Here is a 15,037-nt window from a genome sequence, read left to right as displayed (position 1 = left end):
AGTCCAACCACTGCCTGACAGCATTTTTAGATGTCCGCCGATATCGTCGATCTCCGCGAATTCTATCACTCGCCTCTCGGCCACCTTGCCGAGCAGTCGATCGCGATGGCGCTGTCCTCGCTCTGGGCGCGGCTGCCGGAGGAGCGGCTGGTGGGGCTCGGTTACGCCGTGCCTTATCTCGACCGCTTCCGCTCCGATACGGAACGCACCTTCGCCTTCATGCCTGCGGGGCAGGGGGCGGTGAACTGGCCGGTCGGCGAACTCTCTTCCACGGCCTTGGTCTTCGACGAGGAACTGCCGCTGCCGGACAGTTCCATCGACCGCGTGCTGATGGTGCATTCGCTGGAATTCGCGGAAAACCCGCGCGAGACGCTGAAGGAGCTCTGGCGCGTGCTGGCGCCCGGCGGCCGGCTCGTGATCGTCGTGCCGAACCGGCGCGGCGTCTGGGCGCGCATGGAGCACACGCCCTTCGGCTCCGGCCGGCCCTATTCGCGCGGCCAGCTCACCTCGCTTCTGCGCGAGACGAATTTCACGCCGGGTGCGAGCGCCGAGGCGCTGTTCTTTCCGCCCTCGAAGATCCGCGCCGTCCTGAAGCTCCGCCATGTCTTCGAGCGCCTGGGCCGGCGCTTCTGGCCGGTTTTTTCCGGCGTCATCGTGCTTGAAGCGCAGAAACGTCTCTACCAGGGCCTGCCGGTCGCGGCGCGTGCCTCCCGCCGCGTCTTCGTGCCGGTGCTGGCGCCGCAGGGCGTGCCGACCACGCGGGTGCGGTAAGCCTCACGGCTTCAGGTCGAAGAGCGCAAGCGGCTGTCCGTCCATCGCGAAGGGAACGGATTCGTGCGTGTGCGCGATCTTCCAGCGGCCATCCTCACGTGCGAAGGTGACGGTCAGGCGAAACCAGAAACCGCTTTTTTCCTTGCCGATCTTCCGGCCGGCGAGCCATGCCAGCGCACTGCACCATGCGATGTCGCCCCCCACGCGCAGATCGGTATTCCGGATGTCATACTCAAGGCCGCCTTCCCAGGTATCCAGCCACGCCTGCAGGCCCGCCCTGTCGTTCCCGATCGCCTCCAGCGGCGGGGCGAGCGAGAATGTACGGACGGTGGCGGAATGGCAGGAGATGATCGCATCTGCATTCTTGTCGCGCAGCGCCTGCGCCCAATCGTCCAGCAAAACCCTGATATCGTCATGGTCTCCAACGCTCATGATTTTTCACTCCTTTGAGTTTGCTCCCCTGGAAGACGTATCGTCGACGGCATTTCTGACAATCGGCATAAAGAAATCGAATGGATGGCAGAAACCGGCATATCTCGACAAAGGCCGATTTCGGCTTTAATGCCACTTAAATCACCCGCCAATCCGGCATTTCCGAAAAGGTTGATCCGATGAGCATCGTCACGAGTGAGCCCGTTCCGCGTCCAGGCATACTGGATATCGCCGCCTATGTACCCGGCAAGGAACATGCTCCTGGCGTCGCTCGCGTCTTCAAGCTCTCCTCCAACGAAACGCCGCTTGGGGCAAGCCCGAAGGCGATCGAAGCCTTCAGGCAAGCCGCCGAGCATCTTGAACTCTATCCGGACGGACAGGCGCTGGCGCTGCGCGAGGCGATCGCCGCCGTGCACGGCCTCAACGTCGCGAATATCATGTGCGGCAACGGTTCGGACGAGTTGCTCGGCCTGCTCTGCCACGTCTATCTCGGCCATGGCGACGAGGCGATCATCACCGAGCACGGTTTTCTCGTCTACAAGATCCAGATCATGGGAGCGGGCGCCAAACCGGTCGAGGTCAGGGAGAAGGACTGCGCGGTCGACGTCGACGCGATCCTCGCCGCAGTGACGGAGAAGACCAAGATGGTCTTCATCGCCAATCCGGGCAATCCGACAGGCACCTATGTGCCGGTTGCGGATATCCGCCGCCTGCATGCCGGCCTGCCGAAGCATGTCATCCTCGTGCTCGATGCGGCTTACGCGGAATATGTGAAGAAGAACGATTACGAAGCCGGGCTCGAGCTGGTTTCCAGCAACCGCAACGTCGTGATGACCCGCACCTTCTCGAAGGTCTACGGTCTTGCGGCGCTGCGCATCGGCTGGATGTACGGCCCCGCCGGCATCCTAGACGCGCTGAACCGCGTGCGCGGCCCGTTCAACATGAATGCGCCGGCGATCGCCGCGGGTGCGGCCGCGATCCGCGACCAGGCCTTCGTCGAAAAGGCGGTCGAGCACAACATGCTCTGGCTCGACAAGCTCACCCATGCCTTTCAGGCGATCGGCCTCAAGGTCACCCCGTCGGTCACCAATTTCATCCTCATCCACTTCCCGGACGTGGACGGCAAGCGCGCCCCCGAGGCGGATGCCTTCCTGACGAGCCGGGGTTATATCCTGCGTGCGGTGAAAGGTTATGGCTTTCCGAACGCGCTGCGCATGACCGTCGGCTCGGAAGAAGCAAACCGCGGCGTCATCGAGGCGCTCGGCGAATTCATGAGTAGAAGCGTATGACCAGGCCGCATTTCGACCGGATCGCGCTGATCGGCATCGGCCTCATCGGGTCGTCGATCGCCCGCGACGTCAAGGAGCTGGGGCTCGCCGGCGAGGTGGTGATCTCCACCCGCAGCGCCGAGACGCTGACGCGCGCCGAGGAACTGGAGCTCGGCAATCGCTACGTGGCCTCCGCCGCGGAGGCAGCGAAAGGCGCCGATCTCGTCATCGTCTCCGTACCGGTCGGTGCCTCCGAAGCGGTGGCAAAGCAGATCGCCGGCAGCCTCAAACCCGGCGCCATCGTCACCGATGTCGGCTCAACAAAGGCGTCCGTCATCGCCCAGATGGCGCCGCATATGCCGGAAAACGTGCATTTCATCCCCGGCCATCCGCTGGCGGGGACGGAGAAGTCCGGTCCCGATGCGGGCTTTGCCGGCCTCTTCCGCGACCGCTGGTGCATCTTCACGCCGTTGCCGGATACCGATCAGGCCGCCCTCGACAGGCTCAAGGCCTTCTGGACGGCGCTCGGCTCGCGCATCGACGAGATGGACCCGCAGCACCACGACAAGGTGCTGGCGATCGTCTCCCACCTGCCGCATATCATCGCCTACAACATCGTCGGCACGGCGGACGATCTGGAGACGGTGACGGATGCGGAAGTCATCAAATATTCCGCATCCGGCTTTCGCGATTTCACGCGCCTTGCCGCCTCCGATCCCACCATGTGGCGCGACGTCTGCCTGCACAACAAGGATGCGATCCTCGAAATGCTGGCGCGGTTTTCGGAAGACCTCGCCTATCTGCAGCGGGCGATCCGTTGGGGCGAGGGCGACAAGCTCTTCGAGCTCTTCACCCGCACCCGCGCCATCCGCCGTTCGATCATTGAGGCCGGCCAGGACGTCGACGCGCCGGATTTCGGCCGTCATGCGCTGGACAAGAAATAACCTGGTCAGATCGGCGGGATCTCGCCGATCGGAATGAAGCCGCCGGCAAGGACCTTGCCGCGGTTGATGGTGAGGTCGATCGAGGCGTTGCTGCCGCCGCCGAGCGCGGAGAGCATCCGGGCGACGGTTTCGAGCGTCGGGGCGATGTCCGGGAAGGTCTCGCCGAGACTGTTGCGCCAGGCATCGATCTGCTCGATCCTGAGCTTCAGCCTGCCCGAGAGATAACCCCGCTCGTCGAAGGAAAAGGGACCTGAAAGGGTGATCAGCCGGCCCTCGCCGAGATCGGCGGAAAGGCTGCGCATCTCGCCCCTGGTGCCGTAAAGAACGAGCCCGTTCGGATCGGAGCCGTCGATCATCCCGGCGCGGCCCGCAAGCGTCACGTCGGCATTGGCCGTCAGCCGGGGAAGAAGCCGCGGCATATCCCTCATCGTCATGTCGGTGCCTTCCAGCGTCATGGCCGCATCGAGATCGTTGCCGTTCTGCCGCAGATGGATTTCCGTATGGCCGGCGCTGATGTCGAAGGTCTCGCCCGTCGCTGCCGATGCGATGCTGGTCTTGGAGTTCTCGATGACCACGGACGTGCGCTCGACGCCCTTGAGCTTGGTGATGAGGCTCGACTGGAAATTCTCCCAGGCAGATGAGACCGTCAGGCCATGGCCCGTGCGGATCTCGACCGGCGAATCGAGCTCCCAGACGATATGGCCGGGATCGTAGACCTGGGCGGCGGAACGCAGGGAGCCGAAGGTGGCGGAAATGCCGTTCACCCGGTCGTCGACGGCGACTTTCGAGCAGAACAGGCCGATCCGGAAGGGATAGCCGCGATAGTCCGCATCGTCGCACCGGGCGGAAATGCCGTTCCTCTCGTGGCTGCCGAGCTGGGCGAGCGTCCGTTCCCGCAGCGTCGAGGCCGCATAGAACCAGCCGGCGGTGTAAAGCGCGACGATCAGCACGACGCCGAAGGCGAGGAGCCATAATTTTCCCGTGACACCGCTTCGGCTTGACGCTGCCATGATGTTCTCCAATGGTGGCTTCGATTCTCGAATACGACGTGGCGTGGGATATGGACGAATTTTGGGTGTTTGGCTACGGGTCGCTGATGTGGAATCCGGGTTTTGCGTTTGAGGAAAGACGGCCCGCGCGCGCCTTCGGTTTTCGCCGTTCCCTCTGCGTATGGTCCTATGTGCATCGCGGCACGCCGGAACATCCCGGCCTCGTGCTCGGCCTCGACCGCGGCGGCTCCTGCCGCGGCGTCGCGTTCCGGGTGAATGGGGAGGGCCGGGAGGACGTGCTCGATTACCTCCGTCGCCGCGAACTCGTCACCAATGTCTACAAGGAGAAGATCCTGCCGGTTTCGCTCGGCGGCGGGCGGCAGGTGAAGGCGGTCGGCTACATCGTCGATCGTCAGCACGTGCAATATGCCGGCGCGCTCGACGTCGAGGAAGCGGCCCGGATCGTCCGCGCGTCCGTCGGCCAGTCCGGCCCTAACGATGCCTATGTCTTCAATACGCTTTCGCATCTCAAGGAGATGGGCATCCGCGATCATTGGCTGGAAGGTGTGGGTGCCGCCGTCTCGGGACGTCTTCAGGCGGCCGTCTGAGCCTTCAATTCCGCCAGGCGCTTTACCGCGGTCGGCGGCAACGGCAGATGCGGATTGGCCTCGACCGTTTCGACGAGCAGCCTGTCGCTCTCCCGCTCCAGCGTTTCGACCAGGTGCTCGTAGAAGGCGTCAGGGTCCATGCCGGGCGCGATCGGCGGCAGGATGCGCACCTTGAAATGGCCCGGATATTTGATGAGCTTGCGGCGGCCCCAGAACAGGCCCCAATGGGCGACGACCGGCACGACCGGCACCGCAACGTCGCGATAGATGCGGGCGATGCCGTAGCGGTATTGCGGTTCGGCTCCCGGCGGGCGGCGGGTCCCTTCGGGATAGATGATGAGCTGGCGGTCGTTCGCCATCTCTTCCCTGGTGCGCTGCATCACCTCGACCATGATCTTGCCGCGCGCGCCGCGATTGACCGGGATCATCCTCTGCTTGGCGGCGTACCAGCCGAACAGCGGAATCCACATCAGCTCCCGCTTGAGAATGTAGACGGGATCACGCTGAAAGGGGAGCAGTGCGAACGTATCCCATGCGGACTGATGCTTGGGTGCGAAGATGCAGCCGCCCTCCGGAATATTTTCCATGCCTTCGATCTCGAACGTTGCGCCGACGATCTTCGACATCAGCCAATTGTTCGAGGCGGCCCAGGCCTTGGGTATGCGATACGCTTCCTTGCGAGGCAGCACGAAATAGATCGGGCTCAGCACGATCATGCGGACGATGAGATTCGTATAAAAAGCGATGTTGAAAAGAACCGAACGCAAAAGCAGCATGAAGCGGAATTCCTTCTGGACAGGCGTTGCCTACACGAGATCGCCGCCTGAAAAAAGCATTCGGCGCACACAGCGCAAAGAATTCAGAGTGCGGGCTTTGCGGCCGTTTTGGTATCGCTGCCCGTGCGCAGCCCGGTGCCCCGCTCGATGCCGACCCAGTCGCGCAATGTGGCGAGCACGACCTTGACGTATTCGGCGAGCATGGTGCGCAGCACGTCCGGCTCGGCGAACCAGGCTTTGCGGGTGAGATCGGAGTTGACCACGGGATAGGCGATGAACTCGGTCACCGGATCGGCGCGGCGCAATTCGTGGAGGCTGCGCAGCATGTGGTAATTGTTGGTCACGACCAGCACGGATTTGTAGCCATGGTCATGGATCCAGCGGGTGATCTCGTTGGCATTGCCGATCGTGTCGATGGCGTCATAGCCGATATCCACGCAGCAGGCGAAGAGGTCCGGCGAGGCCTGGGTCACCTTGCGGATCTGATTGGGCGTGGTGGAGGGATGCGCGCCGGAGATCAGAAGCCGCTGTCCGGCTCCATCGCGCAGGAGGCCGAGCGCCTGTTCGATGCGCAGATAGCCGCCGGTCAGCACGACGATCGCGTCGGCCTTCACGCCGTCCGGCGCCCTGAGTGAGGTGACGGCGTTGGCGAACCACAGAAAGCCGCCGAAAAGCACGGCGATGCCGAGGACGCAGACCATGATGACGCGGCGCGCGACCCAGCGCAGCCGGCCCTGCCGCGAGAGCAGCCCCGCAGGCGGGCGCTGCGGCTTGCGATCCGCTCCATCGTCGGGTGTCATCTGGGCCGGTGTCATGACTGTCCATAGCCGGAGATTCGTGGCGAGAACAGGGCCAACCTATCGGGTCAAAGGGTCCGGTTCAAGAAGCGGGCAACCCGTCGGAACGCGCCGGATCGGAACGGATGAGATCGATTTCGTCGATCGTGCGCATGACGGTGAACCGGGCGGTCAGCGTCGTCAGCAGGGCGATCACGATCATCGTGGCGAAGATGCCGAGATAGCCGGTGACGCCGATGGTGAAGGAGCCGAAAAGCGCGGTCGCCTGGTCGCTCTCCGGCGTCGCCAGCGAATTGGCCTGCCAGATGTTGGCGACCGCGAACAGGGCTGCCGTCAGCGCGCCGCCGGCGGCCGAACCCTTGATGCTGATCTTCAAAAAGTGCTTCTGGAATTCGCTCGCCACGAAGGAGCTCTCCGCGCCGACGAAATGCAGCACCTCGACGATATGACGATTGCCGGAGAGCGCGCCGCGCGTCGCGAAGATGACGGTCAGGATCATCGCGGTGAACACCAGGATCAGGATTCCCGTGCCGATCAGCACCGTCGTATGCGCCATGGAGACCAGGCGGTCCACCCAGGTGCGGTGATCGTCCAGGAAGGCCTGCGGGATTTCCGTCTTCAGGAGATCGCGCATGGCCGCGAAATCGGGCGGGTTCTGCTCGTCGATGGTGACGATGACGAGGCGGGGCACGGGCAGATCGTCAAGGTTCAGCCCGGCGCCGAGCCAGGGCTCGAGAAGCCGGGCGGTGGCGTTCTCGTCCATGATCGTGCCTTCGCGCGTTCCGACGAAGGTGAGCGCCAGATCGCGGGCCTTCTTGAGCGCCGCCTCCATGTCGAGCCCTTCGTCGGGCTTGATCTGGATGGTGATCTCGCGGGAGATCTGGCTCTGCCAGCTCGCCGCCGTCGCTCTCACCATGGTGACCGCGCCAAGCGTCAGGCAGGCGAGGAAGGCCATGATGGCGATCACCACCATCAGCGCATTGCCCTGGATGTTGGAAGGCGGCAGGATCGGCGCCGTCGGCCGCACCCGCATCTCGGCGCGGCGCGGCTGCTGGGCCGGTTCCGCCGGCTGCGGATCGCTGCCGGGCTTCTGCCTCTTCGCGGCCTTCAGGATTTTCGGGTTGAGCTCATTCATAGATGTCGAGCCGCCCTTCGGTCAGGATCATCCGCCGGGCATCCACCTGATCCATCAAAGCCAGGTCATGGGTGGCGATCACGACGGCGGTGCCAAGCCGGTTGAGTTCGAGAAAAAGGCTGAGGAGCCGCCGCGCCATCGGCGGATCGACATTGCCGGTCGGCTCGTCGGCGAGCAGGATCTCCGGCCGGTCCATCAATGCCCGGGCGATCGCGGCGCGCTGCTTCTCGCCGCCCGACAGGACCGGCGGCAGAACGTTGATGCGTTCGCCGAGCCCGACCCATTTCAGAAGCTCGATCACATCGTTGCGATAGGAACCTTCCTCCTTGCCGCGGACCCTCAACGGCAGCGCCACGTTCTCGTAGGTGGTGAGATGGTCGAGCAGCCGGAAATCCTGGAAAACGATGCCGACGCGCCGGCGCAGCATGGGCAGTTCCGGGCGCGGGATCTGCGAGAGGTCGCGCCCGAACATATGGATGATGCCGCGTGTCGGGTGCAGCGACAGGAAGAGCAGGCGCAAAAGCGTCGTCTTTCCGGCGCCCGACGGTCCCGTCAGGAACTGGAACGACCGCTTCGGGATGTCGAAGGTCATGTCCCGGAGAATCTCCGGCCCCATCCCGTAGCGCAGGCCGACGTTTTCGAAATGAATCAACGGATGACCCAATCCTCACTCTTTAAACTTTTTGGTGCTCGTTATCTCTTAACGACCCGGGTAAACGAAGGGTTAAATCACGCGCGGAAAAGGGCTAATTTCGGGCCGCGTTTGCAAAGCGTTAACCACTCGAATTTACAACTGAGCGGGATTCGTTTCAATGCCCGCCACCCCCGAACACCGGGGAAAACGGGCCGAAGAGGGCCCCATGAGCACGTTCCGCAACGAGCAGGGCAGGACGGTCGTCCGCATGGACATCCTGCCCCCGGAAGCTGCCGGCAGGGGGAGGCGCGTGTTCCAGCCGCGCGGCGAAGTGGTCGACGCCCAGTTCGTCACCGTTCGCGAAGCCGCCCGGCGCGGATCGTCACCGCGCTTCGGCAACGACAACCGCCGCAAGCCGGCGCAGCCAGCGGCCGCGAAGCAGCCGTTCCCGGAGCGGATCGTCGCCGCCGGCGAGCGCGCTCTCGGGCGTCTTTCCGCGGATTTCTTCTCGGCGGTCGTGGCGGTCGTCTTCGTCCTGGTCTTCGGTCTCGCGGGCGGCTTCTCCTTTCTGTTCGCCGGTTCGGAAACGGCTAAGGCCGGTCCTCCTCTCGACATCACCCATGTCACCATGACCCCGCAGGATGCCAACGGCATGCGCGTGCTCCTGATCAACGGCATCGTCGAGAACCGCAGCGGCGAAAGCCTCGCCATGCCGTCGATCCGCGCGGAGCTGATGTCCGGCGAGGCGCTGGTGGCGAGCACGCTGATCTCGCCGCCGGTCTCCGCCATAGCGGGCGGCCAGAGCCGCGGTTTCTCGGCACGCGTGCCGCATCCCGGTGGAAAACTGCCGGACCTTCGCCTTTCGCTGACCGAGCGCGGCGCCTGAACCTTTCTATTTTCGTGCCGTTCGTGCTATCGGAGCGCTTTAACGGACACGGAGAGCCTCATGCCCGTCGTACGCGGCAAGACCATTGAGCCGCTTTACAGCCCCGAACAGATCGCCGAACGCAACCGGGCCATGGCCGCGGAAATCGCCGCCGGCCCGACCAAGGATCTGCTCGTCATCGCGATCCTCAAGGGCTCGTTCATCTTCGCCGCCGACCTGCTGCGCGCGCTGCACGACGTGGGGCTTGCGCCGGAGGTGGAATTCATCACGCTTTCGAGCTACGGCGCCGGCACGGTCTCTCAGGGCGTGCGCATCGTCAAGGACATCGACAGCGACGTGAAGGACCGCGACGTGCTGCTGATCGACGACATCCTCGAATCCGGCCGCACGCTGAAATTCGCCAAGGAGATGCTTTACGAGCGCGGCGCCCGCCACGTCTCGATCGCCGTGCTGCTCGACAAGCGGGTGAAGCGGAAGGAGGCGCTTGAGGCGGATTACGTCGGCTTCGAATGTCCGGACTATTTCGTCGTCGGCTACGGCATGGACGTGGCTTACGCGTTTCGCGAACTGCCCTTCGTCGGCGTCGTCACCGGCGACGCCTGATCCCGCTTGAGAAGGTGTTAACCATTCCGGCCCTGCAGCGTCTGATGTTTACTCCTCGACAAGGAAAGTCTGGTGATTTGCTCCCGATATGAAACACAACAGGGAGCGACAAGCGCCATGGCAAAGATCCTGATCACCGAGGACGAGGATTCGCTCCGCAGCTTCGTCGCACGGGCGCTCCAGCTCGACGGTCATGAAACATACGAGGCGGGCGACGGCGCCGAAGGTTTGGAAAAGCTGAGCCAGGGGCCTTTCGACCTGCTCCTTTCCGATATCCGCATGCCGGTCATGGACGGTATCGAGCTGGCCTACCAGGCTTCCGCAAAATTCCCGGACCTCAAGATCCTGCTGATGACCGGTTATGCCGAACAGCGCGAGCGCGCCGACGACCTCTCGGTCAAGATCGTCGATGTGGTGCAGAAGCCCTTCGCGCTTCCCGATATCCGCAGGGCCGTCGCCTCGGCGCTGGCAGCCTGAGGGCTGGCGCGGCCGTGACGCGCTAGAGATATGACATGACAAGCCAATTCCCCCGGTGCCAAGTTTGACGTTCAGCTACGCAGGACGCCGAGAGGCCACCCTCGATCGTCATGCTCGGGCTTGTCCCGAGCATCTGCAATGGGTTGTCATAATTGACGTGCGGTAGATCCTCGGCACAAGGCCGAGGATGACGTCGGAGGCGATCGGCTGCTTCCCTCCTTGCGCGGCAGAGCCAAATCATGGATTGCCCGTGAGGGGATGTCGTGCTGCCCCAATCGCCTACCGTATATCCAGCAGCCGTTCCAGATATTGCCGTTCGGCTTCGCCCGATAGCGCGTTGCCCAGCCGTTCACGGATAGCTTCGAGGATCTCGCGGGCGCGCTGGACGTCGATTTCGTCCGGCACCTTCACCTGATCGCCGAAATCCGGGCCTGACGTGGAGCGCGGCCGGCCGAGCGGATCACGTCCGTTCTGGCCGCCCTGCGAGGTCATGCCTTCGCCGGGGCCGCGGTCCTGGCCTTGGCCCTGTTGGCCCTGCTGCATGGCCTGCATCATCTGCTGCATCATGTTCTGGGCGCCCTGGCGCAGTGCGTTGAGCGCATTGCCCTGGCCCTGCACGGCCTGCTCGCCCTGGCCTTCGCCAAGCGCCCGACCGGCATTGCCCATCTCGCGCTGAGCCTCGCCGAAGCCTTCGCCGGGCTGCATGCCGAGACCCTTCAGGCCTTGCTGAAGTTCTTCGAGCTTCTTGCCGAGGCCTTCCTGCTGGGCGCGCAGGTTCCTCAGCGCCTCGCGCAGCTGTTCGGCGGTCATCTGGTCGGTATTCTGCTGCCCGCCCTGCTGACCCTGTTGACCCTGCTGCCCTTGCTGACCCTGCTGTTGCTGGCCCTGTTGCTGTTGGCCTTGCTGCTGCTGACCCTGCTGGCCCTGATCGTAGGGCTGCTGGCTCGGATCGCCGCGCTGCATGCGGTCGCGCAGCGCCTGGTCGAGCTGGAAGGTCTGATCCATCAGCCGCTGCTGTTCCTGCATGATCTCGCCGAGCTTGTCGATCTGCTGGCGCATCTGGCTGTTCTGCTGCTGGCCCTGCTGGCCGCGCTGCATGCGGCCCGCCTGCAGGTTGTTCATCATCCGCTGCATTTCGGAGAGAAGCTGCTGGGCGGCATCCCGATTGCCGGAGCGGGCCAGGTTTTCGATCTGGTCCATCATGTTCTGCAGGTCGCGCTGGCGGATGACGTTCTCGGCCTGCATGTTGTTCGGCGCCTGCGGGGCGTTCTGCATCCGCTGGGCGAGCTCGTTCATGAACTGCTGCATCGCGTCGCGCAGTTCCTGCATCAGCCGGGCGATCTCCTCGTCGGAGGCGTTGTTCTCAAGGGCGTCCGCGAGGTTGCGCTGGGCGTCGCGCAGCCGGCGTTCGGCGAGCGACAGATCGCCGTCCTCGATGCCGAGCGCGATCTCCCACAGATAATCGGCCGTATCCTTGAGCTGTTCGTCTGTGCGGGAAAGCTTCATGCGCTCCAGCGCCGAGCGGATCAGCAGGAAATGGCTGAGGTTGGGAATGGTTTCGTCGGGGCGGATCGCCAGCGCTTCGTTGAGCGCGATCGCTTTCGGCATCTGTCGGGTGTCGAGTGCGAAGACCTGGCGTTCTTCCGCGACGGCCGCGGCCAACGGCTCGGAGAAGCCGCGCGACGGCAGCACGATCTCATGGCTGGGGCTGCGGCCCGTCTGGCCGGCGCCGTCCTTGGCGACGAGCGTGACCCTGACGCGCTTGCCGGCGAGCGGATGTTCGACGAGGTTGCGGCTCGTCAGCCCCTTGACCTCCCGGCCGTTCTGGCGCGGCAGGTCGAGCCGGTAGTCCGGCGGCGGATAAAGCGGGGTCGCGCCGGCGTCCTGCTGCTCCACGGGTTCGATCAGCGCGTGGGCTTCGCGGATGCCGTAATCGTCCTTGCCGGTGAAGCCGATCTCCAGCGCGCCGTTGACGGAACGCCGCGGCTGGCCGTCAAAGGCGATTTCCGGCGGACGGTCCGGGATGACGTTGAAGGCCCAGGTCTGTCCGTTGACGGCCAGGCTGCCGCTCTCGGCGACGTTGAGCGCATAGGTGCGCGGAGGCAGCGGCTGGTTCGGCTGCGGTGCCGCCGCCGGCTGGGCGGGCGCCTGCTGCGCCGCCTGCTCGCCATTCTGCGGCTGTCCGTTCTGCTGCTGCCTGGCGGCCGCTTCCGCTGTCTTCTTGGCTTCTTCGGTGATCAGCGTCACCGTGTCTCCGCCCGTTTCGGGCGCGAAGACCACGTCCTCGCCGCCTTCGCCGCCGGTGACGCGCACCGTGAGCGCGGAATTCTGCGGGATGGAGACGGTGTTCGCATCGGGGTTCGCCTCGCGGCCCGTCAGGAAGATCGGAGCGCGGCCGGTATAGGAGGGCGGGGTCAGCCAGGCGTCGATGCGCAGATCCGGATTGATGCTCGGCGCGGGCGGGGCGGCGCGGAAGGCATCGGCCGGCGAGCCGCCGCCGTTCGAGAAGGAATAGCCGAGCGCCACGACGAAGACGAGCGCCGGGATGGCGCGCAGCGCGAAGCGGTCGTGCCTGGCGATATCGGGCTGCGGCAGGCCGGCATCGAGAGCTGCGATGCGCTCGGCCATGCGGATCTGGTGTTCCTTCCACAGCGCTCGGGAGTAAGGCGTTTCGAAGGCCGGTTCGTCCTCCTGCACGGCGACAGGCTGGTGGGGCAGGTTGTTGCGGTCTTCGAGAAGCCGGTCGGCCTCTTCCGGCGCCGGCCAGCGCAGCCGGCCGAAAGGAAGGATCGAATAGACGAAGGCAAAGGCGAAACCGCCGAGCAGAACCCAGCGCAGCCAGTCCGGCGCGATGCGGAAAATCCCGAACCAGGCGACCGACAGGAAGAGCGCCGCGATCCCCAGGGGGGCGAGCAGCAGCGGCAGGATACGCTCGAAAAACAGGACGATCCGCGCGAAGGAGCGCTTCAGCGCGACGCGGCGCGCAAGCACAGGATGCGATTCGAAGGCACCTTTGCGGGTGAAGCTCATGCGGTCCGTCTCCAGTCGTGGCGGCGCAAACTCAAGCTTTCAAGATAGCAGTCTTTGTGGCGAAGACGAGGGCAAGGGGCGGTTGGCCCCCATATTTTAGGCAGTTTCCCGCAAAAGTGAACGCCGCGTCAAAGGCTCACGCAAGCCACGCAGGAACGGAATCGAGGCCGATGAGCTCCTCGTAGGTGCCCCGCGGGCGCACCACGTGGAAATCGGCGCCCTTCACCAGAACCTCCGGCACCAGCAGGCGGGAGTTGTAGGTCCCGGCCTGGACGGCCCCATAGGCGCCCGCCGACGCGACGGCGATCAGGTCGCCGGGCTTCGGCGCCGCCATCTCCCGGTCGAGCGCCAGATAGTCGCCGGTTTCGCAGACCGGGCCGACCACGTCGCCCCTGATGCGCGGCGCATCGGCCGGCGGCACGACGACCGGGCGGATCATGTGATAGGCGTCGTAGAGCGTCGGGCGGATCAGGTCGTTCATCGCGCCGTCGACGATGACGAAGGTCTTTTCGCCGCCGTCCTTCACGTAGATCACCTCGGTCACCAGGATGCCGGCATTGCCCACGATCAGACGGCCGGGCTCGGTGACGATCCTGCAGTTCAGCGAGCGGAGCTGACGCTTCACCGTTTCCGCATAGGCGTCGGGAAGCGGCGGCGGGCTGTTGTCGTCCTTGTACGGGATGCCGAGGCCCCCGCCGATATCGACGTGGTCGATGCGGTGGCCGTCGGAGCGCAGCGCGTCGACGAGTTCGCGCAGCAGCCGGAAGGCATCCTCGAAGGGTTGCAGTTCGGTGATCTGGCTGCCGATATGCATGTCGATGCCGGTCACCTCGATGCCATCAAGCGTTGCGGCATGGGCATAGACGGCGCGGGCGCGCTCATAGGAAATGCCGAACTTGTTTTCCTTCTTGCCCGTGGAAATCTTGGCATGCGTGCGGGCGTCCACATCCGGGTTGATGCGGAAGGAGACATGCGCCTTCTTCCCCATTTTCCGGGCGCGGAGATTGAGGACCTCCAGTTCGGGCTCGGATTCGACGTTGAAGCAGTAGATGCCGGCTTCGAGCGCCAGATCCATCTCCTGCACGGTTTTGCCGACGCCGGAGAACATGATGCGGCTTGCCGGAATGCCGGCCGAAAGCGCGCGGCGCAGCTCGCCGCCGGAAACCACGTCGACACCGGCGCCGAGCCGGCCGAGCGTCTTCAGCACCGCCTGGTTGGAATTCGCCTTCATGGCATAGCAGACCATGGCGTCCACATCGGCGAAGGCCCCGGCGAAGACCTTGTAATGGCGCTCCAGCGTCGCCGTCGAATAGACGTAGAAAGGCGTGCCCACCGCCTTGGCGATTTCCGGGATCGGCACGTTTTCGGCGTGCAGCACGCCGTCGATATAGTGAAAATGGTTCACGTCAAAACTCGAAAATTACAGAAGCGGATCGAGCACGAAAGGCTTGTCGGGTACGGGTTCTTTTGCCCGCTCTCCGCTTTTGCGGATGTTCTGCTGCTCCACCGGCGTGCTCGGACGGTCGAGGTCGCCCTTGCGGCCGCAGCCCACGGCGACGACGCCGGCGAGGCTCAGCGCGAAAGTGATGCGGGCGATGTTCATCAGCGACTTCGGCATGCTCTTACCTATCTTTGGCACGGCTACGGAACTGTCATAGCGAAGTTCCACGTCCTTGTGCAGTGTCAT

At 64.4% G+C, this 15,037-nt stretch carries 16 protein-coding genes; 7 read left to right on the top strand and 9 right to left on the bottom strand.

Going from position 1 to position 15,037, the window contains the following annotated elements; genetic code table 11:
• The first annotated feature begins 30 nt into the window (after positions 1 to 30).
• A complete protein-coding gene (locus tag ACMGE0_RS09355; RefSeq protein WP_436815582.1) occupies positions 31 to 771 on the top strand; it encodes a class I SAM-dependent methyltransferase in 741 nt (246 codons plus the stop codon).
• Positions 772 to 774: 3 nt separating this feature from the next.
• Here ACMGE0_RS09355 and ACMGE0_RS09350 read toward each other — a convergent pair whose 3' ends face one another.
• Positions 775 to 1,203 (bottom strand): nuclear transport factor 2 family protein, encoded by a 429-nt coding sequence (locus tag ACMGE0_RS09350; RefSeq protein ID WP_436815581.1) that lies wholly within the window; start codon positions 1,201 to 1,203, stop codon positions 775 to 777.
• Positions 1,204 to 1,382: 179 nt separating this feature from the next.
• Here ACMGE0_RS09350 and hisC point away from each other — a divergent pair, with 179 nt between their 5' ends.
• Complete coding sequence (gene hisC, locus ACMGE0_RS09345; RefSeq protein ID WP_436815580.1) at positions 1,383 to 2,492, top strand: histidinol-phosphate transaminase; 1,110 nt, start codon at positions 1,383 to 1,385, stop codon at positions 2,490 to 2,492.
• Positions 2,489 to 3,415 carry a prephenate/arogenate dehydrogenase family protein gene (locus tag ACMGE0_RS09340; protein ID WP_436815579.1) on the top strand — a complete coding sequence of 309 codons (927 nt, stop codon included), beginning with the start codon at positions 2,489 to 2,491 and terminating at the stop codon, positions 3,413 to 3,415. Before hisC ends, ACMGE0_RS09340 begins: the two co-directional genes overlap by 4 nt.
• A gap of 5 nt (positions 3,416 to 3,420) precedes the next feature.
• Here the strand turns inward: ACMGE0_RS09340 and ACMGE0_RS09335 are convergent, their stop codons facing one another.
• Positions 3,421 to 4,425 carry a DUF2125 domain-containing protein gene (locus ACMGE0_RS09335; protein WP_436815578.1) on the bottom strand — a complete coding sequence of 335 codons (1,005 nt, stop codon included), beginning with the start codon at positions 4,423 to 4,425 and terminating at the stop codon, positions 3,421 to 3,423.
• 38 nt (positions 4,426 to 4,463) lie between these two features.
• Between ACMGE0_RS09335 and ACMGE0_RS09330 the strand changes: the two genes are divergently transcribed.
• Positions 4,464 to 5,012, top strand: a complete 549-nt coding sequence (locus ACMGE0_RS09330) for a gamma-glutamylcyclotransferase (protein ID WP_436815875.1) — start codon at positions 4,464 to 4,466, stop codon at positions 5,010 to 5,012.
• Here ACMGE0_RS09330 and ACMGE0_RS09325 read toward each other — a convergent pair.
• The 4 genes from ACMGE0_RS09325 to ftsE all read right to left on the bottom strand — a co-directional run bounded on the left by ACMGE0_RS09325 (position 4,997) and on the right by ftsE (position 8,372).
• Complete coding sequence (locus tag ACMGE0_RS09325) at positions 4,997 to 5,788, bottom strand: lysophospholipid acyltransferase family protein (RefSeq protein WP_436815577.1); 792 nt, start codon at positions 5,786 to 5,788, stop codon at positions 4,997 to 4,999. The two genes, ACMGE0_RS09330 and ACMGE0_RS09325, sit on opposite strands and share 16 nt — an antisense overlap.
• Before the next feature lie 83 nt (positions 5,789 to 5,871).
• Positions 5,872 to 6,603, bottom strand: a complete 732-nt coding sequence (locus tag ACMGE0_RS09320) for a YdcF family protein (RefSeq protein WP_436815576.1) — start codon at positions 6,601 to 6,603, stop codon at positions 5,872 to 5,874.
• A 64-nt stretch (positions 6,604 to 6,667) separates the two neighbouring features.
• Complete coding sequence (locus ACMGE0_RS09315; RefSeq protein WP_436815874.1) at positions 6,668 to 7,618, bottom strand: cell division protein FtsX; 951 nt, start codon at positions 7,616 to 7,618, stop codon at positions 6,668 to 6,670.
• Positions 7,619 to 7,712: 94 nt separating this feature from the next.
• Positions 7,713 to 8,372 (bottom strand): cell division ATP-binding protein FtsE, encoded by a 660-nt coding sequence (gene ftsE / locus ACMGE0_RS09310; protein WP_436815575.1) that lies wholly within the window; start codon positions 8,370 to 8,372, stop codon positions 7,713 to 7,715.
• Positions 8,373 to 8,580: 208 nt separating this feature from the next.
• On the opposite strand from ftsE, the gene ACMGE0_RS09305 reads away from it, so the two are divergent.
• The 3 genes from ACMGE0_RS09305 to ACMGE0_RS09295 all read left to right on the top strand — a co-directional run bounded on the left by ACMGE0_RS09305 (position 8,581) and on the right by ACMGE0_RS09295 (position 10,320).
• Positions 8,581 to 9,240, top strand: coding sequence for a hypothetical protein (locus ACMGE0_RS09305; RefSeq protein ID WP_436815574.1), 660 nt, complete (start codon positions 8,581 to 8,583; stop codon positions 9,238 to 9,240).
• A gap of 60 nt (positions 9,241 to 9,300) precedes the next feature.
• A complete protein-coding gene (gene hpt, locus ACMGE0_RS09300) occupies positions 9,301 to 9,843 on the top strand; it encodes a hypoxanthine phosphoribosyltransferase (protein WP_436815573.1) in 543 nt (180 codons plus the stop codon).
• A gap of 117 nt (positions 9,844 to 9,960) precedes the next feature.
• Entirely contained in the window at positions 9,961 to 10,320 is a 360-nt protein-coding gene (locus ACMGE0_RS09295) for a response regulator (protein WP_436815572.1), read from the top strand.
• A gap of 279 nt (positions 10,321 to 10,599) precedes the next feature.
• Here ACMGE0_RS09295 and ACMGE0_RS09290 read toward each other — a convergent pair whose 3' ends face one another.
• The 3 genes from ACMGE0_RS09290 to lptM all read right to left on the bottom strand — a co-directional run bounded on the left by ACMGE0_RS09290 (position 10,600) and on the right by lptM (position 15,037).
• Positions 10,600 to 13,350, bottom strand: coding sequence for a TIGR02302 family protein (locus ACMGE0_RS09290; protein WP_436815571.1), 2,751 nt, complete (start codon positions 13,348 to 13,350; stop codon positions 10,600 to 10,602).
• A gap of 136 nt (positions 13,351 to 13,486) precedes the next feature.
• The gene (gene lysA, locus ACMGE0_RS09285) at positions 13,487 to 14,755 is read right to left on the bottom strand and encodes a diaminopimelate decarboxylase (RefSeq protein WP_436815570.1); all 1,269 of its coding nucleotides are present in this window, start codon (positions 14,753 to 14,755) and stop codon (positions 13,487 to 13,489) included.
• A gap of 15 nt (positions 14,756 to 14,770) precedes the next feature.
• Positions 14,771 to 15,037, bottom strand: coding sequence for an LPS translocon maturation chaperone LptM (gene lptM, locus ACMGE0_RS09280; protein ID WP_436815569.1), 267 nt, complete (start codon positions 15,035 to 15,037; stop codon positions 14,771 to 14,773).

Origin of the sequence: Neorhizobium descurainiae (assembly GCF_051400715.1) — a bacterium.
Taxonomy (GTDB): Bacteria; Pseudomonadota; Alphaproteobacteria; order Rhizobiales; family Rhizobiaceae; genus Neorhizobium.
This window is presented reverse-complemented; position numbering and strand designations above follow the sequence as displayed.

Coding starts and splice junctions, on each gene's coding strand:
- ACMGE0_RS09355 (WP_436815582.1), top strand. CDS start 31: ATGTCCGCCGATATCGTCGATCTCCGCGAATTCTATCACTCGCCTCTC.
- lptM (WP_436815569.1), bottom strand. CDS start 15,037: ATGACACTGCACAAGGACGTGGAACTTCGCTATGACAGTTCCGTAGCC.
- hisC (WP_436815580.1), top strand. CDS start 1,383: ATGAGCATCGTCACGAGTGAGCCCGTTCCGCGTCCAGGCATACTGGAT.
- ACMGE0_RS09335 (WP_436815578.1), bottom strand. CDS start 4,425: ATGGCAGCGTCAAGCCGAAGCGGTGTCACGGGAAAATTATGGCTCCTC.
- ACMGE0_RS09305 (WP_436815574.1), top strand. CDS start 8,581: ATGAGCACGTTCCGCAACGAGCAGGGCAGGACGGTCGTCCGCATGGAC.
- ACMGE0_RS09325 (WP_436815577.1), bottom strand. CDS start 5,788: ATGCTGCTTTTGCGTTCGGTTCTTTTCAACATCGCTTTTTATACGAAT.
- ACMGE0_RS09315 (WP_436815874.1), bottom strand. CDS start 7,618: ATGCGGGTGCGGCCGACGGCGCCGATCCTGCCGCCTTCCAACATCCAG.
- ACMGE0_RS09320 (WP_436815576.1), bottom strand. CDS start 6,603: ATGACACCGGCCCAGATGACACCCGACGATGGAGCGGATCGCAAGCCG.
- ACMGE0_RS09340 (WP_436815579.1), top strand. CDS start 2,489: ATGACCAGGCCGCATTTCGACCGGATCGCGCTGATCGGCATCGGCCTC.
- ACMGE0_RS09350 (WP_436815581.1), bottom strand. CDS start 1,203: ATGAGCGTTGGAGACCATGACGATATCAGGGTTTTGCTGGACGATTGG.
- ACMGE0_RS09290 (WP_436815571.1), bottom strand. CDS start 13,350: ATGAGCTTCACCCGCAAAGGTGCCTTCGAATCGCATCCTGTGCTTGCG.
- hpt (WP_436815573.1), top strand. CDS start 9,301: ATGCCCGTCGTACGCGGCAAGACCATTGAGCCGCTTTACAGCCCCGAA.
- ACMGE0_RS09295 (WP_436815572.1), top strand. CDS start 9,961: ATGGCAAAGATCCTGATCACCGAGGACGAGGATTCGCTCCGCAGCTTC.